We start from the raw sequence: 19,393 nt of genomic DNA on the forward strand, positions 1-19,393 counted from the left end.
CCGACAGCGGCCCCCGGCCGGCGAGCACGCCGTCGAGGAACGGGCCGAGCGGCCCCTAAAAAACCTCGGGGGCGTCGCCCCCCCCCCCCCCATTTCGCGTAGCCGCCGCGGCGGCTACGGCGCGAGCAGCAGCACCTTGCCGACGTGCGCCCCGGACTCCAGGACGCGGTGGGCCTCGGCGGCCTCCGGCATCGGCAGCGTCCGGTCGACGACCGGGCGGATCGTGCCGCCCTCGACCAGCGGCCAGACGTGCTCGCGGACGGCCGCGACGATCGCCGCCTTCTCCTGGAGCGGGCGGGCGCGCAGGGTCGTCGCCATCACGGCGGCCCGCTTGGCGAGCAGCGCCCCGAGGTTCAGCTCGCCCTTGACGCCGCCCTGGAGGCCGATGACGACGAGCCGGCCGTTGACCGCGAGGGCCTGGACGTTCCGGTCCAGGTACTTGGCGCCCATGATGTCCAGGATCACGTCCGCGCCCGCGCCGTCCGTGGCCGCGCGGAGCTCCTCGACGAAGTCCTGGGTGCGGTAGTCGATCAGCACGTCCGCGCCGAGTTCGGCGCAGCGGGCCAGCTTCTCCGGGCTGCCGGCGGTGACCGCGACCTTCGCGCCGACCGCCTTGGCCAGCTGGATCGCCATCGTGCCGATGCCGCTGGCCCCGCCGTGCACGAGCAGCGTCTCGCCGGGCCGCAGGTGGGCGATCATGAAGATGTTGGACCAGACCGTGCAGGCCACCTCGGGGAGCGCGGCGGCCGTGGCCAGGTCGACGCCCTTCGGGACCGGCAGCAGCTGCCCGGCCGGGACGGCCACCCGCTGGGCGTAGCCGCCGCCGACGAGCAGCGCGCAGACCTCGTCGCCGGCCGACCAGCCGGAGACGCCGGGGCCGAGGGCGGTGATCCGCCCGGCGCACTCCAGGCCGGGAAGGGGCGAGGTGCCGGGCGGCGGGTCGTAGAAGCCCTGCCGCTGGAGGACGTCGGCGCGGTTGACGGCGCTCGCCACCACCTCGACGAGGACCTCGCCCTCGCCGGGCACGGGATCGGGCACCTCGGCCCAGACGAGGGCGTCGGGACCACCGGGTTCCGGAATCGTGATCGCATGCATGGCGGCGAGGCTACTCCGGGGCCGGTGGGGGTGCTCAGTCCTCCGGGGGTGTGGTGAGCGGGGTGACCGGGGCGGCCCGGACGATGGTGATGACCCGGTCGGTGAGCTGGAGCGGGCTGGCCTGCGGGTCGTCGTAGCCGAGCAGCCGGTGGCCGCGCAGCACGCTCACCACCAGGTCCTCGGTCTCGCGGACGCTCCGGCCCGCCTCGGCCTTGGTCACCGGGCGCTCGACGAGGTCGAGGCCGGAGCCCTGCTGGATGAGGTCCTCCATGACGGTGCCCGCGCTGGGGCTGAGCACGGAGAGGCCGAGCAGCCGGCCGGCGGCGGAGGCGCTGGTGATGACCGCGTCGGCGCCGGACTGGCGGAGCAGCGGCGCGTTCTCCTCCTCGCGGACGGCGGCGACGATCTTCGCGCCCCGGTTGAGCTGGCGGGCGGTCAGGGTCACCAGGACGGCGGTGTCGTCGCGCTGGGTGGCGATGACGACCTGGCGGGCCTTCTGCACCTCGGCCCGGAGCAGCACGTCGCTGCGGGTGCCGTCGCCGACGACGCCGACGAAGCCGTCGAGGTTGGCCGCCTCGATGACCTTGCCGGAGGGGTCGACGATGACGATCTGGTCCTTGCGGAGACCGGTGGCGCAGAGGGTCTGGATCGCGGATCGTCCCTTGGTGCCGAAGCCGACGATCACGGTGTGGTCGCGCAAGTGGGACCTCCACTTCTTGAGGCGGAACTCCTCCCGGGTCCGTTCCGTGAGGACCTCGAGAGTGGTGCCGACCAGGATGATCAGGAAGAGCACGCGCAGCGGCGTGATCACCAGGATGTTGACGAGCCGCGCGGAGTCGCTGAACGGGACGATGTCGCCGTATCCGGTGGTGGAGAGGGTGACGGTCGCGTAGTAGGCGGCGTCGAGGAAGTCGACGGACCCGTTGGCGTTGTCGTGGTAGCCGTCGCGGTCGGCGTAGACGATGAGGACGGTCAGGAAGAGGACGCCGAGGGCCATCAGGAGGCGCCGGCCGACCTGGCGGAGCGGGTCGACGGACCGGCGGGGCAGATGGATCCGCGCGCCGGTGACCTTCTCGTCGGCATGGCGGGCCATGACGTCACGGCTGGGAAGTTTCACGTGAAACATGCTCCTTGGGCGGACGGCGCCTCGGTCGGCCAGGGCAGGGCGAGCAGTTCGAGCCGGTGGCCGGGCTCGGCGCCGCCGGGCGGGACGACGGCCATGGCGTCGGCGGCGGCGATGCCGCGCAGCATGGCGGGCCCGTTGTAGCGCAGCGGTACGACGGTCCCGTCCCGGTGGAGGACGGGGACGAGCCGGGTGTCGTGCGGGTGGCCCTGGACGGCGTCGCGGACGGGGACGCGGGGCGCTTCGGTGGCCACTGCCTGCTCCTCCGTGCGTGCTGCCAGGAGGGGCGCGGCGAGCGTGAGGAGGCCGGAGACGGCGGCGAGCGGGTTGCCCGGCAGGCCGACGAGGTGGCGTCCGGCGTCCAGCCGGGCGAGCAGCATGGGGTGGCCGGGGCGGACCTTCACGCCGTCGACGAGGAGGGTGGCGCCGGCCTTGTCGAGGACCCCGTGGACGTGGTCCACGGGCCCGGCGGCGGTGCCGCCGGTGGTGACGACGAGGTCGGCGGCGGAGCCCGTGACGGCGTCGTACAGGGCCTCGGCGTCGTCGCCGATCCGGCGGGTGCCCAGGACCTCGGCGCCGAGCGCCGTCAGCCAGGGCCCGAGCATCGGGCCGAGGGCGTCCCGGATCAGGCCGTCGTGGGGGAGTCCGGACGTCAGCAGCTCGTCGCCGAGGACGAGGACCTCCACCCGGGGGCGGGGCAGCACGGCGGGCTCGTCGTATCCGGCGGCGGCCGCGAGGCCGAGCACGGCCGGTCCGACGACGGTGCCGGCGGGCAGCAGCTCGTCGCCGACGCGGCACTCCTGGCCCCGGGGGCGGATGTCCTGCCCGGTCACGACCTCGCGGAGGGGGTGCAGCAGAACCGTTCCGGCCGGGGTGTCGCGGGAGGCGGTGTCCTGGGTCCCGGTCTCCCCGGTCTCCGTGCGGGAGTGCTCGCTGCGGAGGACGGCGGTGGCGCCGGCGGGGACGCGGCCGCCGGTAGCGACGCGTACCGCCTCACCGGGGGCGAGGGCGGCGGCCCCGGCGTGGCCGGCGAGGACGGACTCCTCGCGCACGGTCCAGGGGCCCGGTCCGGCGACCGCCCAGCCGTCCATGGCGGAGCTGTCGAAGGAGGGCAGGTCGGTGAGGGCCCGCAGCGGTTCGGCGAGGGTCCGGCCGAGGGCCTGCCCGAGGGGTACGCGGACGGGCGGGCGGTCCGTGGCCGCCCGGGCCTCGGCTCCGGCGCGGGCGGCGCGGGCGCGCGCCTCGGGCCAGGGGGTGGCGCGGTGGTACCCCTGGGTCATCCGGCCTCGTCCTGTTCGGCCGCCCATCGCTGGGCGAGCGCGGCGGCCTTGCGGGCGGCCTCGGCGACCGCCTCGGCGGGGGCCGTCCCGTCCTCGGCGGCCTTCGCCGCGGCGTAGCCGACGAGGAAGGTCGTCAGCGGCGCGGCGGGGCGGGCGACGCCGTGGGCGGCGTCGCGGGCCAGGTCGAGCAGGACGCCGGTGTCGACGTCCAGGTCGAGGCCCAGTTCGGTCTTGACTGCGGTGATCCATTCGTCCAGCACGGCTCCATGGTCCCTGATGCGGGCCCGGGCCGTGGCGATGTCCTCCCAGGTGTCGCAGTCGAAGGAGGCCGCCGGTTCGTCGGGGCCGACCGGGACGCGGACGATCCGGAGCCCGCCGGTGAGGCCCCGGAGCGGGAGGTGGTCGAGGCCGCGGTGGGCGTGCCGCAGCGCGTCCAGCTCGCGGCGCAGGGGGCCGGTGCGGTAGACGGCGACGAGCGGCTGGTCGCGCCCGTCGGTGTCGGTGAGGAGCGCGGCCTCGGCGTCCGGCGCGGCGTCGAGCGCGGCGAGGAGCCGGCCGACGGTCGCCTCGCCGAGGAACGGCAGATCGGCGGAGAGGGCGAGCAGGACCTCGGGGGCGGGCTCCGTCGACCGGCCGTCGGCCAGGAGCTTTTCGGCCCCGGCGTCCAGGGCGGCCACGGGGCCGGTGCCGGTCCGCTGCTCGCGGGTCCAGCGGACGGGCCGGACCGTCGGGCGCGGGTCGCCGACGACCACGGTCCGGCGGGCCCCGGCGCAGGCGGCGAGCACCCGGTCGAGCAGGGCCCGGCCGCCGACCCGTACCCCGGGCTTGTCCACGCCGCCGAGGCGCCGCGCGGCGCCCCCGGCGAGCACGACGGCGTCGTATGCGGTGGTCACCCCAGCAGTATGGGCCGCCGAGGCCCGCCGCCGCCCGGCCGGTCTCCTGGTGAGACGGGCCGGGCGCCGGGCGGGCCCGCGGTCGTCGGCTCAGACGGTGCGCAGCAGCACCGCGGGCTGCTCGACGCAGTCCGCGACGTACCGCAGGAAGCCGCCGGCCGTGCCGCCGTCGCAGACCCGGTGGTCGAAGGTGAGCGAGAGCTGCACCACCTGACGGACGGCCAGTTCGCCCTGGTGGACCCAGGGCTTGGGGATGATCCGGCCGACGCCGAGCATCGCCGCCTCGGGGTGGTTGATGATCGGCGTGGAGCCGTCCACCCCGAACACCCCGTAGTTGTTGAGGGTGAAGGTGCCGCCGGTGAGGTCGGCCGGGGTGAGGGTGCCCTGCCGGGCCGACTCGGTGAGCCGGGCGAACTCCTCGGTCAGCGACTCGGCGGTCCGGTTCCCGGCGTCCCTGACCACGGGCACGACGAGCCCGCGCGGGGTCTGCGCGGCGAAGCCGAGGTGCACCCCGGGCAGCCGGACGATCTCGCGGGCGGCCGTGTCCACGGTGGAGTTCAGCTCGGGGAAGCGGGCCAGGGCGTGGGCGCAGATCCGGGCGAGGAGCGCGAGGAGCGAGATCTTCGGCCCGCCCGCCGCGTTCATCGCCGCCCGCGCGGCCATGAGTTCGGTGGCGTCGGCGTCCACCCAGCAGGTCGCGTCGGGGATCTCGGTGCGGCTGCGGGAGAGCTTGTCGGCGACGGCTCCGCGCACCCCGCGCAGCGGGATCCGCTCCCCGGCCGGGGCGGTGCCCGTGGCGGGGGCGGCGGCCGGAGCGAGCGCGGCGGCCGGGGCGGTCACGGCGGGCGTCTCGCGGGCGGTGAGGGCCCGCTCGACGTCGGCGCGCAGGATCAGCCCCTCGGGGCCCGAGCCGCGCACCTCCCGCAGGTCGAGGCCCCGGTCGCGGGCCAGCTTCCGCACGAGCGGGGAGATGACCGCGACGGGCCCCTCGGAGACCGCCGGCGCGGCGGGGGCGGCCGCGACGGTACCGGCCCCGGCGAGGGGGCCGGCCGTCGTGGGGGGACCGACCGTCGCGTTCGGCGTGGGGTGCGCGACGGCCGGGGTCTGGGGGCGGATCCGGCGGCGCCGGGCGGCGGGGCCCGCCGTGCCGTAGCCGACGAGGACGTTGCCCGAGTACTCCGAGGAGACGGCGGCCTCGGCCGGCTCCGCCTCGGGGGCGGGCACGGACGCGGCGGTCCCCGCGTCCGCGGAGGCGCCGACGGCGACCGTCAGGAGCGGTGCGCCGACGGGCAGTTCCGTGCCCTCCTCGCCGAAGCGGGCGGTGACCACGCCCCCGTACGGGCAGGGCACCTCGACCATCGCCTTGGCGGTCTCGACCTCGACGACCGGCTGGTCGATGGCGACGACGTCGCCGACGTCCACGAGCCAGCGGACGATCTCGGCCTCGGTGAGTCCCTCACCGAGGTCGGGGAGCTTGAACTCCAGGACCTGGGCCATCAGTTCCCCGCCTCCCACTGGAGCCGCGCGACCGCGTCCAGGACCCGGTCGACGCCCGGCAGGTGGTGCCGCTCCAGCATCGGCGGCGGGTAGGGGATGTCGAAGCCCGCGACCCGCAGCACCGGCGCCTCCAGGTGGTGGAAGCAGCGCTCGGTGATCCGGGCGGCGATCTCCGCGCCCGGGCCGGCGAAGCCGCCGGACTCGTGGACCACGACCGCGCGGCCGGTGCGGCGCACCGACGCGGCGACGGTCTCCTCGTCGAAGGGCACGAGCGAGCGAAGGTCCACGACCTCCAGGTCCCAGCCCTCCGCGGTGGCCGCCTCGGCCGCCTCCAGACAGACCGGCAGCGACGGGCCGTAGGTGATCAGGGTGGCGCTGGTGCCGGGACGGCGGACCACGGCCCTGCCGATGGGCTCCACGCGCGCGGGGGCCTCGGGCGACCAGTCGGACTTGGACCAGTAGAGCCGCTTGGGCTCCAGGAAGACGACCGGGTCGTCGGAGGCGATGGCCGCCCGCAGCAGCCCGTAGGCGTCCTCGACGGTCGCCGGGGTGACCACGTGCAGGCCGGGGGTGGCCATGTAATAGATCTCGGAGGAGTCGCTGTGGTGCTCGACGCCGCCGATCCCGCCGCCGTACGGCACGCGGATCACCATCGGCATCGGCATCGCGCCGCGCGTCCGGTTCCGCATCCGCGCCACGTGCGAGACGAGCTGCTCGAACGCCGGGTAGGCGAACGCGTCGAACTGCATCTCGACCACCGGCCGCAGCCCGTACATGGCCATGCCGACGGCGGTGCCGAGGATGCCCGCCTCGGCCAGCGGCGTGTCCGTGCAGCGGTCCTCGCCGAACTCCTTGGCCAGCCCGTCGGTGACCCGGAAGACCCCGCCGAGGGTGCCGACGTCCTCGCCCATCACGTGGACGGTCGGGTCCTCGGCCATCGCGTCGCGCATGGCGCGCTGGAGCGCCTGCGCCATCGTGGCCGGCTTGGTCCGGCCCGCCGCCTTGGCGGCCGCCGCGCCGGTCGTCGCCGTCGTCATCGGCTCTCGCCCTCCGCTTCGAGTTCGGCCCGCAGCTGCGCCGCCTGCTCGCGCAGCTGCGCGGTCTGCTCGGCGTAGACGTGGGTGAAGAGGTCCATCGGGTCGAGCACCGGGTCGGCGTTCATCCGCTCGCGCAGCTCCGCCGCCATGGTCTCCGCGGCCTCGGCCGCCGCCCGCCGGCCCTCCTCGTCGAGCAGGCCGCGCGCGGTCAGCTCCCGTTCGAGGAGGAGCACCGGGTCGTGCGCCCGCCAGGTCTCGACCTCGCCGTCCGCGCGGTAGCGGGTGGCGTCGTCGGCGTTGGTGTGGGCGTCGATCCGGTAGGTGATCGCCTCCACGAGGGTCGGTCCGCCGCCGCGCCGCGCGCGGGCCACGGCCTCGGTGAGGACCTGGTGCACCGCGACCGCGTCGTTGCCGTCCACCAGCCGGCCCGGCATGCCGTAGCCGACGGCCTTGTGGGCGAGCGACGGGGCGGCGGTCTGCTTGGCGAGCGGCACGGAGATCGCGAAGCCGTTGTTCTGCACGAGGAAGACCACCGGCGCCTGCCAGACGGCAGCGAAGTTCAGCGCCTCGTGGAAGTCGCCCTCGCTGGTGCCGCCGTCGCCGACCATGGCGAGCGCGACCACGTCGTCGCCCTTGAGCCGGGCCGCGTGGGCCAGGCCCACGGCGTGCGGCAGCTGGGTGGCGAGCGGGGTGCACAGCGGCGCGATGCGGTACTGGCGCGGGTCGTAGCCGGTGTGCCAGTCGCCGCGCAGCAGGGTCAGCGCCTGCACGGGGTCGAGGCCCCGGGCGACGGCCGCGAGGGTGTCCCGGTAGGACGGGAAGAGCCAGTCCCGCTCCTCCAGGGCGAGGGCGGCGGCGATCTCGCACGCCTCCTGGCCCGTGGTGGACGGGTAGACGGCGAGCCGGCCCTGCTTGGTCAGGGCGGTCGCCTGGGCGTTGTACCGGCGGCCGCGGACCAGCTCCGCGTAGAGCCGGCGCAGCAGCGCGGGGTCGGCGTCGGCCACCGCGTCCGTGCCGAGCACGCGCAGCGGCTCGGCGTCGGGCAGCAGCGGTGCGGGGTCGGTCCGCGGACGCCAGGCCGGCGGCGGGGTGGGCCGGTAGGCCGAGTCGGCGAGCGGCTCCTGGACTGTCGAACTGCGCTGTTGCAACGAGTCCACCTCCTCGTGGGAGCGGGCATAAGACCCGAAGGCGGGTGGCGCGAATGTGGCGCGCCTCACCTACCGATTGTTCGGTCGTGGAGGCATTTTGGCTACAGGCACCTCCAGCCTGTGGACAAACGGTTCTCCACAGCCTGGGATAGAGACAGGTCGTCCACCGGAGAGAGGCGGGGGGACATGGCGGATGAACAAATGGCCGTCGCCCGGGGCGGAGCCCCGGACGACGCGGCGGGCGACGCCGCGGGCGAGGTGCTGAGCGCTCCCCCGGACACGCCGGCGTACGCCGCCCCGGCACGCCCGCTGGACGCGATAGACCGGGACATCCTGCGACTGCTCCGGACGGACGGCCGCGCCTCGGTGCGCTCCGTCGCCGAGCGCGTGCACGTCTCCCGGGCCAACGCGTACGCCCGGATCAACCGGCTCATCGACGACGGCGTGATCCGCGGCTTCAGCGCCCGGATCAACCACGAGCGGGCCGGCCACGGCGCCTCCGCCTACATCACGCTCAAGATCGTCCAGAACTCCTGGCGCACGGTCCGCGAGCAGCTCGAAGCGCTCCCCGGCGCCGCGCACATCGCCCTGGTCAGCGGCGACTTCGACGTCCTGCTGCTGGTCCACACCCCGGACAACCGGACCCTGCGCGAACTGGTCCTCACCCGCCTCCAGGCGATCCCGGAGGTCCTCTCCACCCGCACCCTGCTCGTCTTCGACGAGATGGACCTGAACGCCGACCCGAGGCCCTGACGCCCCCGCGCACGCAAGGAGAGGGCCCCGGGACGTCCCGGGGCCCTCTCGTACGCCTTCCAGAGCCCTCAGCGGCCCTTCCAGAGCCCTCAGCGGGCCTTCCGCAGCCCGTCGAAGGCCAGGTGGGCGACGGTCTCGGCGAGCTGGTCGCGCTCCGCCTGGTCCGGATGCGGCCGGTACCACTCCACCAGCGAGTTGATCATGCCGAAGAGCAGCCGGGTCGCGAGCCGGATGTCCACGTCCGACCGCAGGTCGCCCTCGGCGGCGGCCGCCCCGAGCAGCTCGGCCACCCGGTGGTCGAACTCCCGGCGCCGCTCCATCGCCCACCGCTCGGTCGCGGTGTTGCCCCGCACCCGCAGCAGCAGCGTCACGTACGGCAGCTCCGCTATCAGCACCTCGACGGTCCGCCGGGTCACGTACTCGACCCGCTCCACCGCCCGGCCGCGCACCGCGCCCGGCTCGTCGAGGATCGCGAAGAGCCCGTCCAGCGCCCGGCTGACCGCCCGCCGCAGCAGCTCCTCCTTGCCCGCCACATGGTGATAGATCGAGGACTTGGAGATCCCGGCCGCCTTGGACAGGTGCTCCATGGACGTGCCGTCGTAACCGCGCTCGTTGAAGACCCGCACCGCGACGGAGAGCAGCGTCTCGGGGGTGTAGGTGTCGCGTCTGGCGGTGGTCATCGCAGCTCCTCCGCTTCCTCGGTGTAACCCCGGCGCACGAGACCGACGGCGGGGGCGTACCGGCCCGTCGGGTAGCGCTCGTGCAACTGCCTCAGCAGGGCGCAGACCCACCGGTGGTCCAGCTTCGCCGCCCACTCCAGCGGTCCGGCCGGGTAGTTCACGCCGAGCCGCATGGCCGTGTCGATGTCCTCCGCCGTGGCGACGCCCCGGTCGACGGCGTCGGCCGCGAGGTCGGCCAGCATGGCGACCGTCCGTCCCACGATCATGCCGGGCACGTCACCGATGACGGAGACCTGCTTGCCCAGCGCCTGGAAGAGCCCGACGGCCTCGGCGAGGGCGTCCGGGGCGATCCCCTCCCGGGCCGACAGGGCGATCCGGCTCGCCGCCGCGTAGTCCAGGGCGAGGTCGAAGTAGACGATCTCCTCCTGGTGGTACTCGAAGGAGGACTCGCCGTCCACCAGGGCGAGCTTCACGCCGCCCGGCAGCTCGACGAGGCCGTCGCCCCGCTTGCGCCGGACGGTGATCCCCGCCTCCTCGAACAGCCCCACCAGCGCCTCCGCCGGCCCGAGGTCGCCGCGGACGGTGATCCGCTCCGGCGCCTTCGCGGGCGCCTCGGTCCGCGGCGCGGGCCGCTCCGCGCCCTCCGCGTACGAGAACCAGCCGTGCCCCGACTTCCGGCCGAGCCGTCCCGACTCCACCAGCCGCCGCTGCGCCAGCGACGGCGTGAACTTCGGGTCCTGGAAGAAGGAGTCCCACACGGAGCGGGTCACGGCCTCGTTGACGTCCTGTCCGATCAGGTCGGTCAGCTCGAACGGGCCCATCCGGAAGCCGCCGCACTCGCGCAGCACGGCGTCGATGGTGGCCGGGTCGGCGCCGCCCTCCTCGTACACGCGGAAGGCCTCCGCGTAGAAGGGGCGGGCGATCCGGTTGACGATGAAGCCGGGGGTGTCGGCGCAGCGCACCGGCGTCTTGCCCCAGGCCAGGACCGTCTCGTACGCGCGCGTGGCGGCGGTCTCGTCGGTGGCGAAGCCGCGGACGACCTCGACGAGGGGGAGCAGCGGCGCCGGGTTGAAGAAGTGCAGGCCGACGAAGCGGCCGGGGAGCCGCAGGCGGCCGCCGATGGCGGTGACGGAGAGGGAGGAGGTGTTGGTGGCGAGGAGGGCGTCGTCGCCGACGGTCTTCTCCAGGTCGGCGAAGAGGCGCTGCTTGACCTCCAGGTCCTCGACGATCGCCTCGACGACGAGGGCCGCGTCGGCGAGCTCGGCCAGGTCCTCGGCGGCGTGCAGCCGGCCGGCGGCGGCCTCGCTCTCGGCGGCGGCCATCCGGCCCTTCTCGACGAGCCGGTCGAGGCGGGCGCCGATGGCGGCGACGGCCTCGGCGGCCCGGCCGGGGGCGCTGTCGTAGAGGCGTACGGGGTGGCCGGCGACCAGCGCCACCTGTGCGATCCCCTGGCCCATCGTGCCGGTGCCGACGACGGCGACCGTCCGGTCCCGCCCGATTGCCTCGTCCATGGTGGCGCTCCCCCTGACGGTCCCGTTGGCACGCACGTCCGCTTCGCTGCCCGCGCTCATAGGAGTGATCCTCCCCGATCGGTTTTCCACAGGATCGACGGACCCCCTTGCCCCGACCGATCGTTCGGTTACTCTAACTCCGTACGCGTCTCCCTGCCCAGCTCGACGAGGAGTTGGTCCATCCATGGCCACCGCCCAGCCGATCACCGACGTTCTGGCCGAGAAGCACCGGTCCACGCTCGATCAGGCCCTCGCCACCATCCGCAGCCGTGCCTACTGGTCGCCCTACCCGGAGCACCCGAAGGCGTACGGGGCGGACGGCTCGCTCGACGCCGCCGCCGGCCTCGCCGCCCACCAGGCGGTGCTGAACGGCCGCTTCGACCTCGACCAGCCGGGCACCGACGGCTGGACCGGCGGCGAGGTCTCGCCGTACGGCCCCGAGCTGGGCGTCGAGTACCCGCACGCGGACGTGGACGTGCTGCTGCCCGCGATGCGGGCCGGCCTGTCCGGCTGGCGCGACGCCGGTCCGGAGACGCGCGCCCTGGTCTGCCTGGAGATCCTGGCCAGGATCTCGGCCCGCACCCACGAGTTCGCCCACGCGGTCATGCACACCAGCGGCCAGGCGTTCATGATGGCGTTCCAGGCCGGCGGCCCGCACGCGCAGGACCGCGGCCTGGAGGCGGTGGCGTACGCGTACGAGGAGCAGACCCGCACCCCCGCCGGCCGGGCCGCCTGGTCCAAGCCGCAGGGCAAGCGGGACCCGCTGGAGCTGAGCAAGGAGTTCACCCCGGTCGGCCGCGGTGTCGCCCTGGTCATCGGCTGCAACACCTTCCCGACGTGGAACGGCTACCCGGGCCTGTTCGCCTCGCTCGCCACGGGCAACGCGGTCCTGGTGAAGCCCCACCCGCGCGCGGTCCTGCCGCTCGCGCTGACCGTGAAGGTCGCCCGGGAGGTCCTCGCCGAGTCCGGCTTCGACCCGAACCTGGTGGCGCTGGCCACCGAGCGCCCGGGCGAGGGCATCGCCAAGACCCTGGCGGTCCGCCCGGAGATCCGGATCATCGACTACACCGGCTCCACCGAGTTCGGCGACTGGCTGGAGGCCAACGCCCGGCAGGCCCAGGTCTACACGGAGAAGGCCGGCGTCAACACGGTGCTGATCGACTCCACCGACGACTACAAGGGGATGCTGTCCAACCTGGCGTTCTCGCTGTCCCTGTACAGCGGCCAGATGTGCACCACCCCGCAGAACCTGCTGATCCCCCGGGACGGCATCACCACCGACCAGGGCCCCAAGTCGTACGACGAGGTGGTGGCCGACCTGGCCGGCGCGGTCGGCGGCCTCCTCGGCGACGACGCCCGGGCGAACGCCCTGCTCGGCGCCCTGGTCAACCCGGACGTGAAGGCCCGCCTGGAGGCGGCCGCCGGTCTCGGGGAGGTGGCGCTCGCCTCCCGCGAGGTCGCCAACCCGGACTTCCCCGACGCGGTCGTCCGCACCCCGGTCATGGTGAAGCTGGACGGCTCGAAGCCGGACGCGGAGGCCGCGTACCTCTCGGAGTGCTTCGGCCCGGTCTCCTTCGCCGTCTCGGTGGACTCCACCGCCGACGGCCTGGAGCTGCTGCGGCGCACGATCCGCGACAAGGGCGCGATGACGGTCGGCGCCTACACGACCTCCGCCGACACCGAGCGGGCCGTGGAGGAGATCTGCCTGGAGGAGTCGGCGCAGCTCTCGCTCAACCTGACGGGCGGGGTGTACGTGAACCAGACGGCCGCGTTCTCCGACTTCCACGGCTCGGGCGGCAACCCGGCGGCGAACGCGGCGCTGTGCGACGGCGCCTTCGTCTCCAACCGCTTCCGCGTGGTCGAGGTGCGCCGCCAGGCGTGACCCGCGCTCAGCGGCCCGGCGTGCCGGTCTCCTGTGCGGGGGCCGGCACGTCGGCGTAGCGCTGGATCCAGGCGTGCATGGCGATCGCGGCGGCCGCCCCGGCGTTGATCGACCGGGTGGAGCCGAACTGGGCGATCGAGCAGACCGTCCGCACGTGGCGGCGGGCCTCCTCGGTCAGCCCGGGCCCCTCCTGCCCGAAGAGCAGCACACAGCGGCGGGGCAGCACGGTCCGCTCCAGCGGCACCGAGCCCGGCAGGTTGTCGATGCCGATGATCGGCAGGTCCTCGGCCGCCGCCCACGCGGTGAGCGCCTCGGTGTCGGGGTGGTGCCGCACGTGCTGGTAGCGGTCGGTGACCATGGCGCCGCGCCGGTTCCAGCGGCGCCGCCCCACGATGTGCACCTCCTTGGCCAGGAAGGCGTTGGCGGTCCGCACCACCGACCCGATGTTGAAGTCGTGGCCCCAGTTCTCCACGGCCACGTGGAAGTCGTGCCGGCGGGTGTCCAGGTCGGCGACGATCGCCTCCCGCGTCCAGTACCGGTAGGCGTCCACGACGTTGCGCCGGTCGCCCTCGGCCAGCAGCTCGCGGTCGTAGCGCGGGTCCTCGGGCCACGGCGCGGGGTGCGGGCCGACGCCGACCTCGGGGCCGTAGCCCTCGTCGTACTGCAGCGGCTCGGCGCCGGCCGGGACGGGGTTCTCTTCGGTGGTGCTCACCCGACGAGGGTACGGGGGGCGGCCTCGCCGCCCGCGTCCCCGCCGGACGGCCCCTCGGCGGGTGCCCCGGCGGGCCGCTGCGGGGGCAGCTCCGGCGCGGTGGCCTTCCGCCGCAGCAGCCGGTCCCGGCCGCGGGCCGCGCGCGCCCCGAGCCACACCAGGAAGACGGTGGGCAGGAAGACGGCGTCGGCGGCGATCATCGCCATCGAGAAGGCCGGCAGGCCGAGCAGCAGCGCGATCCCCGCGTGCTCCAGCATCATCGCGACGAGCAGGACGTTCTTCACCTTGCGCTTGAACAGCGTGAAGGGGAAGGCGACCTGCACGATCACGGTGCCGTAGCTGAGCAGCATGACCATGATCCCGCTGGAGGCGAGGAGCTCGGAGAGGGCCGGCCAGGGCGTGAAGTAGTCCAGGTGCAGCGGGTAGAAGAGCGCGGTGCCGTCCTGCCAGCGCGAGCCCTGGATCTTGTACCAGCCGGCGGTGGCGTAGATCAGGCAGACCTCGGCCATGAGGACCAGCAGCGTCGCGTTGTGGACGAGGTTCGCGAGGACGTCGAGGAGGACGCGCGGCTCGCCCGGCGCGTACTGCTCCACCAGCCACCACAGGCCCTGGCCGAGCCAGAGCACCCACAGCAGCACGTACATCCACCACTCGCCGGTGACCGGGCTGAACCAGGTCGCGGCGACCAGGAAGCCGCCGAGGACGACCCAGAGGGCCGGACCGGCGAGCTCCACCCGCCGGGGGGCCTCCTCGCCCCGGGCGGCCTTCCGGGCCGCCCGCCGGGCGTCCAGGGACCACACCTGGCCGCAGCGGATCAGCGTGAGGTAGAGCGAGACGAGGTGCACCACGTTGTCGCCGCCGTCGCCGAGGAAGACGGACCGGTTCTGCAGCGACAGCGCGCCGACCATGAAGACCACGGAGACGGCCCGGGTGTGCCAGCCGACGAGCAGCAGCGCGGCGGCCACCACCGCCAGCCCGTAGACCACCTCGAACCAGAGCCGCCCGTCGGACCACATCAGGACCGAGAAGGCCCGGTTGTCGGCGATCAGCCGGCGGGCGAGGTCGAACGACCAGGGGCCGTCGGGGCCGTACATCTCGTGCCGGTGCGGGAACTCCCGCAGCAGGAAGAAGAGCCAGGTCAGCGAGAAGCCGATGCGGACGATCGCGGTCTGGTACGGGCCCAGCGCGCGCGAGGTGACCGTCTGCACGGCCCGGGCCAGCCGGCGGTCGAAGGGCACGCGCGCCGGAGCCGCGGCCGGTGCGGGGCGGGGGGCGGTCATCGGCTCGTCTCCCTACGGCTGCGGTCGGCGTCGGTGATGTCCCACCAGGGCATGGTGCTGATGGAGGGGGTGGTGGAGCGCTTCTCGGTGCTCCAGTGCGGCGCCTGCACCGGGCGGACGACCCGGCGGAGTTGGATCCGCTCCACCGTCCCGCCGACGTCCGCGCGCGCCTGCGGACCCTCGATGCGCGGCAGCACGATGCGGCGCATGTACTGCTCCGACAGCCGGCCGCGCATCCCCTTCGGGCGGCCCTCGTCGTCGTGCGCGTTGCCGTACCAGTCGATCGCCCGGCGCAGCTGGTTCTGCTCGGTGTGGCTGGGGAAGACGTTGCCCCGGACGTCCTCGACGTCCTGCGCGGTGAGGTCGATCCAGCCGGTGGTCCGCCGGGTGCCCGACGCGTCGGCGACCTCGGCACGGACCTCGACGGAGACGTTCTGCTGGAGCGGATTGGGCGCGAAGAGCTTCCAGTTCTGCTCGAACTCGGGGTAGATCCAGTCGTCGACGGCCTGACCGTGCTGCTTGGTGACCGTGTTCGACGGGGCCACGTGCAGGAACACCATGGCCAGGTGCAGACAGGCGAGGACGGCCAGCGCGGCGAGCGCCACCGCGGCCACCACCTGGTACGGCATGGACAGCGCCAGGATCCCCGCGGCCGGCCGCCGCTCCTCGCTGCCGTCGATGTGCGCGCTCATCCCACCCCGTTCCCGGGCTTCCCGACCCGATCCCGTCCCACCCGGTGACCCGCTCGTCTGCGCCCCGAACGGAGCAGGCGGTTATCCACAGGGTTGACACCATACGGGCCGCCGACCCACCATTGAAGTCATTCAACCGAACGATCGGTCGGTAGGGGGTCCGATGACCGCAGGGACGGCAGGGACGGCAGTGACCGCGGAAGCGCCCGGCACGGATGCCGCGGACGCGGCGGCACAGGCCGCCCGCGAGGCGGTGTTCGACGCCGCGGTCGCCGCCGACGAGCGCATCGAGCCGCGCGACTGGATGCCGGAGGCGTACCGCGCCTCCCTCGTCCGCCAGATCGCGCAGCACGCCCACTCCGAGATCATCGGCATGCAGCCCGAGGCCAACTGGATCACCCGCGCGCCCTCGCTGCGCCGCAAGGCCATCCTCATGGCCAAGGTCCAGGACGAGGCCGGCCACGGCCTGTACCTCTACAGCGCCGCCGAGACCCTCGGCGTCAGCCGCGACGAGCTCCTCGACAAGCTCCACAGCGGCCGCCAGAAGTACTCGTCGATCTTCAACTACCCGACCCTCACCTGGGCCGACGTCGGCGCCATCGGCTGGCTCGTGGACGGCGCCGCCATCACCAACCAGGTCCCCCTCTGCCGCTGCTCCTACGGCCCGTACGCCCGGGCCATGGTCCGCGTCTGCAAGGAGGAGTCCTTCCACCAGCGCCAGGGGTACGAAGCCCTGCTCGCCCTCTCCCGCGGCACCGAGGCCCAGCACGCCATGGCCCAGGACGCGGTGGACCGCTGGTGGTGGCCGTCCCTCATGATGTTCGGCCCGCCCGACGACGTGTCGACCCACTCCACCCAGGCCATGGCCTGGAAGATCAAGCGCCACTCCAACGACGAACTGCGCCAGCGCTTCGTCGACATCGCCGCCCCGCAGGCGGAGGCCCTCGGCCTCACCCTCCCCGACCCCGACCTGAAGTGGAACGAGGAGCGCGGGCACTACGACTTCGGCCCCATCGACTGGGACGAGTTCTGGGACGTGCTCAAGGGCAACGGCCCCTGCAACGACCAGCGGATCACCAAGCGCCGCCAGGCCCACGAGGACGGCGCCTGGGTCAGAGAGGCCGCCGCGGCCTACGCGCGCAAGCACACCGGACAGCACGGGGAGGCACAGGCATGAGCAGCGACACTTGGCCCCTGTGGGAGGTGTTCGTGCGCTCCCGCCGAGGGCTCTCCCACACCCACGCCGGCAGCCTCCACGCCCCCGACGCGGAAATGGCCCTGCGCAACGCCCGGGACCTCTACACCCGCCGCATGGAGGGCGTCTCCCTCTGGGTCGTGCCCTCCGCCGCCATCACCGCCTCCTCCCCGGACGAGAAGGACCCCTTCTTCGAACCGGCCGCCGACAAGCCCTACCGGCACCCGACCTTCTACGAGATCCCGGAGGGGGTGAAGCACCTGTGACCACCACCGACACCACCGGCACCACCGGCACCCCGGGCACGCCCGCCGCACAGGCCGCCGACCCCGCCGTCACCGCCGCGGCCCTCGCCCTCGGCGACGACGCCCTCGTCCTCGCCCAGCGCCTGGGGGAGTGGGCGGGCAACGCCCCCGTCCTGGAGGAGGAGGTCGCCCTCGCCAACATCGCGCTCGACCTCCTCGGCCAGGCCCGCGTCCTGCTCTCCCTCGCCGGCGACGAGGACGAACTCGCCTTCCTCCGCGAGGAGCGCGCCTTCCGCAACGTCCAGCTGGTCGAACAGCCCAACGGCGACTTCGCCCACACCATCGCCCGCCAGCTGTACTTCTCCACCTACCAGCGCCTCCTCTACGCGGCCCTCGCCGACGGCGACACCCCGCTCGCCGGACTCGCCGCCAAGGCCGTCAAGGAAGTCGCCTACCACCAGGACCACGCCGAGCACTGGACCCTCCGCCTCGGCGACGGCACCGACGAGAGCCACCGCCGCATGCAGACGGCGTGCGACGCCCTCTGGCGGTACACCGGCGAGCTCTTCCAGCCCCTCGACGGCCTCGGCCTCGACACCACCGCCCTCGAAGCGACCTGGCTCGACTCCGTCACCGCCGTCCTCACCCGCGCCGGCCTCACCGTCCCCACCGGCCCCCGCACCGGCGCCTGGCGCGCCGGAGCCGGCCGCCAGGGCCTCCACACCGAACACTTCGGCCGGATGCTCGCCGAGATGCAGCACCTGCACCGCAGCCACCCGGGGGCGACATGGTGACCGCCACCGCCACCCCGCTCGAAGCGGAGCTGGCCCGGATCGCCGGCGCCGTCCCCGACCCCGAGCTGCCCGTCCTCACCCTCGCCGAACTCGGCGTGCTCCGCGGCGTCCACGTCACCGGCCCCGGCCGCGTCGAGGTCGCCCTCACCCCCACCTACACCGGCTGCCCCGCCGTCGAGACGATGTCCACCGACATCGAGCACGCCCTCCACGAGCACGGCATCCCCGACGTCACCGTCGTCACCGTCCTCGCCCCCGCCTGGTCCACCGACGACATCAGCGAGGAAGGCCGCCGCAAACTCACCGAGTTCGGCATCGCCCCGCCCCGCCCCCAGGGCCCGGCCGGCGGACCCGTCGCCCTCACCCTGGCCATCCGCTGCCCCCACTGCGGCTCCACCGACACCGAACTCCTCAGCCGCTTCTCCTCCACCGCCTGCAAGGCCCTGCGCCGCTGCGCCGCCTGCCGCGAACCCTTCGACCACTTCAAGGAGCTGTAGATGTTCCATCCGCTCCCGGTGAGCCGGGTCGAGCGGCTCACCGACGACTCCGTGGCCGTCACCTTCGCGGTCCCCGACGCCCTCCACGAGACCTTCCGGCACCGCCCCGGCCAGCACCTCGCCCTGCGCCGCACCGACGAGTCCGGCCAGGAGATCCGCCGCACCTACTCGATCTGCTCCCCCGCCGCCCCGGCCGGCGAGCGGCCCGAACTCCGCGTCGGCATCCGCCTCGTCGACGGCGGCGCCTTCTCCACCTGGGCCCTCAAGGAACTCACCCCCGGCCACACCGTCGACGTCATGGCCCCCACCGGCCGGTTCGTCCTCGACCCACGCCCCGGCCACTTCGCCGCCGTCGCCGGCGGCAGCGGCATCACCCCGGTGCTCTCCATGGCCGCCACCCTCCTCGACCGCGAACCAGAGGCCCGGTTCTGCCTGATCCGCAGCGACCGCACCGCCGCCTCCACCATGTTCCTCGACGAGGTCGCCGACCTGAAGGACCGTCACCCCGACCGGTTCCAGCTCGTCACCGTCCTCTCCCGCGAGGAGCAGCAGGCCGGACTCCCCTCCGGCCGCCTCGACGAGGACCGGCTCACCGCCCTCCTGCCCGCCCTCCTCCCGGTCGGCGCCATCGACGGCTGGTTCCTCTGCGGCCCCTACGGCCTCGTCCAGGGCGCCGAGCGGGCCCTGCGCGGACTCGGCGTCGACCGCACCCGCGTCCACCAGGAGATCTTCCACGTCGACGACGGCTCGGGCCCCGCGCCCGTCCCCACCGCCGACACCCCCGCCCACGCCACCCTCACGGCCACCCTGCACGGCCGCTCCGGCACCTGGCCCGTGGAGCGCGGCGAAAGCCTCCTCGACACGGTCCTGCGCGCCCGCTCCGACGCCCCCTACGCCTGCAAGGGCGGGGTCTGCGGCACCTGCCGCGCCTTCGTCGTCGGCGGCGAGGTCCGCATGGACCGCAACTTCGCCCTCGAACCGGAGGAGACCGACGCCGGCTACGTCCTGGCCTGCCAGTCCCACCCGGCCACCCCCGACGTGGAGCTGGACTTCGACCGCTGAGCCCATTCCCTTCCGCT

Annotated in this window: 19 protein-coding genes; 7 read left to right on the forward strand and 12 right to left on the reverse strand. The window is 74.2% G+C overall.

What is annotated here, in order from left to right; all coding sequences use genetic code 11:
* Window positions 1-114 precede the first annotated feature (114 nt).
* The 7 genes from ACFW1I_RS02850 to pdhA all read right to left on the reverse strand — a co-directional run bounded on the left by ACFW1I_RS02850 (window position 115) and on the right by pdhA (window position 8,073).
* Complete coding sequence (locus tag ACFW1I_RS02850) at window positions 115-1,095, reverse strand: NAD(P)H-quinone oxidoreductase (protein WP_384665448.1); 981 nt, start codon at window positions 1,093-1,095, stop codon at window positions 115-117.
* Between the two features lie 34 nt (window positions 1,096-1,129).
* Entirely contained in the window at window positions 1,130-2,221 is a 1,092-nt protein-coding gene (locus tag ACFW1I_RS02855; protein WP_384665450.1) for a potassium channel family protein, read from the reverse strand.
* Window positions 2,209-3,525, reverse strand: coding sequence for a molybdopterin molybdotransferase MoeA (locus ACFW1I_RS02860; protein WP_384665452.1), 1,317 nt, complete (start codon window positions 3,523-3,525; stop codon window positions 2,209-2,211). Before ACFW1I_RS02860 ends, ACFW1I_RS02855 begins: the two co-directional genes overlap by 13 nt.
* Window positions 3,495-4,391 (reverse strand): DUF6457 domain-containing protein, encoded by an 897-nt coding sequence (locus ACFW1I_RS02865; RefSeq protein WP_384665453.1) that lies wholly within the window; start codon window positions 4,389-4,391, stop codon window positions 3,495-3,497. Before ACFW1I_RS02865 ends, ACFW1I_RS02860 begins: the two co-directional genes overlap by 31 nt.
* Window positions 4,392-4,481: 90 nt before the next feature.
* Window positions 4,482-5,888 carry a dihydrolipoamide acetyltransferase family protein gene (locus tag ACFW1I_RS02870; RefSeq protein ID WP_384665455.1) on the reverse strand — a complete coding sequence of 469 codons (1,407 nt, stop codon included), beginning with the start codon at window positions 5,886-5,888 and terminating at the stop codon, window positions 4,482-4,484.
* Entirely contained in the window at window positions 5,888-6,925 is a 1,038-nt protein-coding gene (locus ACFW1I_RS02875) for an alpha-ketoacid dehydrogenase subunit beta (protein WP_384665457.1), read from the reverse strand. The genes ACFW1I_RS02870 and ACFW1I_RS02875 overlap by 1 nt, the downstream gene beginning before the upstream one ends.
* Entirely contained in the window at window positions 6,922-8,073 is a 1,152-nt protein-coding gene (gene pdhA, locus ACFW1I_RS02880; RefSeq protein WP_384665459.1) for a pyruvate dehydrogenase (acetyl-transferring) E1 component subunit alpha, read from the reverse strand. The genes ACFW1I_RS02875 and pdhA overlap by 4 nt, the downstream gene beginning before the upstream one ends.
* A gap of 186 nt (window positions 8,074-8,259) precedes the next feature.
* On the opposite strand from pdhA, the gene ACFW1I_RS02885 reads away from it, so the two are divergent.
* Window positions 8,260-8,826: an Lrp/AsnC family transcriptional regulator gene (locus tag ACFW1I_RS02885; protein WP_384665461.1), complete on the forward strand. Its 567-nt coding sequence runs from the start codon at window positions 8,260-8,262 to the stop codon at window positions 8,824-8,826.
* Window positions 8,827-8,915: 89 nt separating this feature from the next.
* On the opposite strand, the gene ACFW1I_RS02890 is transcribed toward ACFW1I_RS02885, so the two are convergent.
* Window positions 8,916-9,506, reverse strand: a complete 591-nt coding sequence (locus ACFW1I_RS02890) for a TetR/AcrR family transcriptional regulator (protein WP_031003006.1) — start codon at window positions 9,504-9,506, stop codon at window positions 8,916-8,918.
* A complete protein-coding gene (locus ACFW1I_RS02895) occupies window positions 9,503-11,017 on the reverse strand; it encodes a 3-hydroxyacyl-CoA dehydrogenase (RefSeq protein WP_384665463.1) in 1,515 nt (504 codons plus the stop codon). The genes ACFW1I_RS02890 and ACFW1I_RS02895 overlap by 4 nt, the downstream gene beginning before the upstream one ends.
* Before the next feature lie 184 nt (window positions 11,018-11,201).
* Between ACFW1I_RS02895 and paaN the strand changes: the two genes are divergently transcribed.
* Window positions 11,202-12,899 carry a phenylacetic acid degradation protein PaaN gene (paaN, locus tag ACFW1I_RS02900; RefSeq protein ID WP_384665464.1) on the forward strand — a complete coding sequence of 566 codons (1,698 nt, stop codon included), beginning with the start codon at window positions 11,202-11,204 and terminating at the stop codon, window positions 12,897-12,899.
* 7 nt (window positions 12,900-12,906) lie between these two features.
* Here the strand turns inward: paaN and ACFW1I_RS02905 are convergent, their stop codons facing one another.
* From ACFW1I_RS02905 to ACFW1I_RS02915, 3 genes are read right to left on the reverse strand one after another with little or no spacing between them, the layout of a single operon-like run.
* Window positions 12,907-13,611, reverse strand: coding sequence for a TrmH family RNA methyltransferase (locus ACFW1I_RS02905; RefSeq protein WP_384665466.1), 705 nt, complete (start codon window positions 13,609-13,611; stop codon window positions 12,907-12,909).
* On the reverse strand, window positions 13,608-14,891 hold the full coding sequence (locus ACFW1I_RS02910) for an HTTM domain-containing protein (RefSeq protein WP_384665468.1): 1,284 nt from the start codon (window positions 14,889-14,891) through the stop codon (window positions 13,608-13,610). Before ACFW1I_RS02910 ends, ACFW1I_RS02905 begins: the two co-directional genes overlap by 4 nt.
* Window positions 14,888-15,583, reverse strand: a complete 696-nt coding sequence (locus tag ACFW1I_RS02915; RefSeq protein ID WP_384665470.1) for a DUF5819 family protein — start codon at window positions 15,581-15,583, stop codon at window positions 14,888-14,890. Before ACFW1I_RS02915 ends, ACFW1I_RS02910 begins: the two co-directional genes overlap by 4 nt.
* A gap of 163 nt (window positions 15,584-15,746) precedes the next feature.
* Between ACFW1I_RS02915 and paaA the strand changes: the two genes are divergently transcribed.
* From paaA to ACFW1I_RS02940, 5 genes are read left to right on the forward strand one after another with little or no spacing between them, the layout of a single operon-like run.
* Entirely contained in the window at window positions 15,747-16,760 is a 1,014-nt protein-coding gene (paaA, locus tag ACFW1I_RS02920) for a 1,2-phenylacetyl-CoA epoxidase subunit PaaA (protein ID WP_319011494.1), read from the forward strand.
* Window positions 16,757-17,044, forward strand: coding sequence for a 1,2-phenylacetyl-CoA epoxidase subunit PaaB (gene paaB, locus ACFW1I_RS02925; RefSeq protein WP_030493720.1), 288 nt, complete (start codon window positions 16,757-16,759; stop codon window positions 17,042-17,044). The genes paaA and paaB overlap by 4 nt, the downstream gene beginning before the upstream one ends.
* Entirely contained in the window at window positions 17,041-17,817 is a 777-nt protein-coding gene (gene paaC / locus ACFW1I_RS02930; protein WP_384665471.1) for a 1,2-phenylacetyl-CoA epoxidase subunit PaaC, read from the forward strand. Before paaB ends, paaC begins: the two co-directional genes overlap by 4 nt.
* On the forward strand, window positions 17,811-18,314 hold the full coding sequence (paaD, locus tag ACFW1I_RS02935; RefSeq protein WP_384665473.1) for a 1,2-phenylacetyl-CoA epoxidase subunit PaaD: 504 nt from the start codon (window positions 17,811-17,813) through the stop codon (window positions 18,312-18,314). The genes paaC and paaD overlap by 7 nt, the downstream gene beginning before the upstream one ends.
* On the forward strand, window positions 18,315-19,376 hold the full coding sequence (locus ACFW1I_RS02940) for a 2Fe-2S iron-sulfur cluster-binding protein (RefSeq protein WP_384665475.1): 1,062 nt from the start codon (window positions 18,315-18,317) through the stop codon (window positions 19,374-19,376).
* The last annotated feature ends 17 nt before the right edge of the window (window positions 19,377-19,393 follow it).

It is taken from the genome of Streptomyces sp. NPDC058955, assembly GCF_042741435.1.
Lineage (GTDB): Bacteria > Actinomycetota > Actinomycetes > Streptomycetales > Streptomycetaceae > Streptomyces.

Bases quoted from the DNA above. Each gene is read 5' to 3' on its own strand.
- ACFW1I_RS02885 (WP_384665461.1), top strand. From the start codon at position 8,260: ATGGCGGATGAACAAATGGCCGTCGCCCGGGGCGGAGCCCCGGACGAC.
- ACFW1I_RS02870 (WP_384665455.1), bottom strand. From the start codon at position 5,888: ATGGCCCAGGTCCTGGAGTTCAAGCTCCCCGACCTCGGTGAGGGACTC.
- ACFW1I_RS02910 (WP_384665468.1), bottom strand. From the start codon at position 14,891: ATGACCGCCCCCCGCCCCGCACCGGCCGCGGCTCCGGCGCGCGTGCCC.
- ACFW1I_RS02890 (WP_031003006.1), bottom strand. From the start codon at position 9,506: ATGACCACCGCCAGACGCGACACCTACACCCCCGAGACGCTGCTCTCC.
- paaA (WP_319011494.1), top strand. From the start codon at position 15,747: ATGACCGCAGGGACGGCAGGGACGGCAGTGACCGCGGAAGCGCCCGGC.
- ACFW1I_RS02855 (WP_384665450.1), bottom strand. From the start codon at position 2,221: ATGTTTCACGTGAAACTTCCCAGCCGTGACGTCATGGCCCGCCATGCC.
- ACFW1I_RS02850 (WP_384665448.1), bottom strand. From the start codon at position 1,095: ATGCATGCGATCACGATTCCGGAACCCGGTGGTCCCGACGCCCTCGTC.
- ACFW1I_RS02860 (WP_384665452.1), bottom strand. From the start codon at position 3,525: ATGGGCGGCCGAACAGGACGAGGCCGGATGACCCAGGGGTACCACCGC.
- ACFW1I_RS02940 (WP_384665475.1), top strand. From the start codon at position 18,315: ATGTTCCATCCGCTCCCGGTGAGCCGGGTCGAGCGGCTCACCGACGAC.
- ACFW1I_RS02875 (WP_384665457.1), bottom strand. From the start codon at position 6,925: ATGACGACGGCGACGACCGGCGCGGCGGCCGCCAAGGCGGCGGGCCGG.
- paaB (WP_030493720.1), top strand. From the start codon at position 16,757: ATGAGCAGCGACACTTGGCCCCTGTGGGAGGTGTTCGTGCGCTCCCGC.
- ACFW1I_RS02915 (WP_384665470.1), bottom strand. From the start codon at position 15,583: ATGAGCGCGCACATCGACGGCAGCGAGGAGCGGCGGCCGGCCGCGGGG.
- paaN (WP_384665464.1), top strand. From the start codon at position 11,202: ATGGCCACCGCCCAGCCGATCACCGACGTTCTGGCCGAGAAGCACCGG.
- paaD (WP_384665473.1), top strand. From the start codon at position 17,811: ATGGTGACCGCCACCGCCACCCCGCTCGAAGCGGAGCTGGCCCGGATC.
- ACFW1I_RS02895 (WP_384665463.1), bottom strand. From the start codon at position 11,017: ATGGACGAGGCAATCGGGCGGGACCGGACGGTCGCCGTCGTCGGCACC.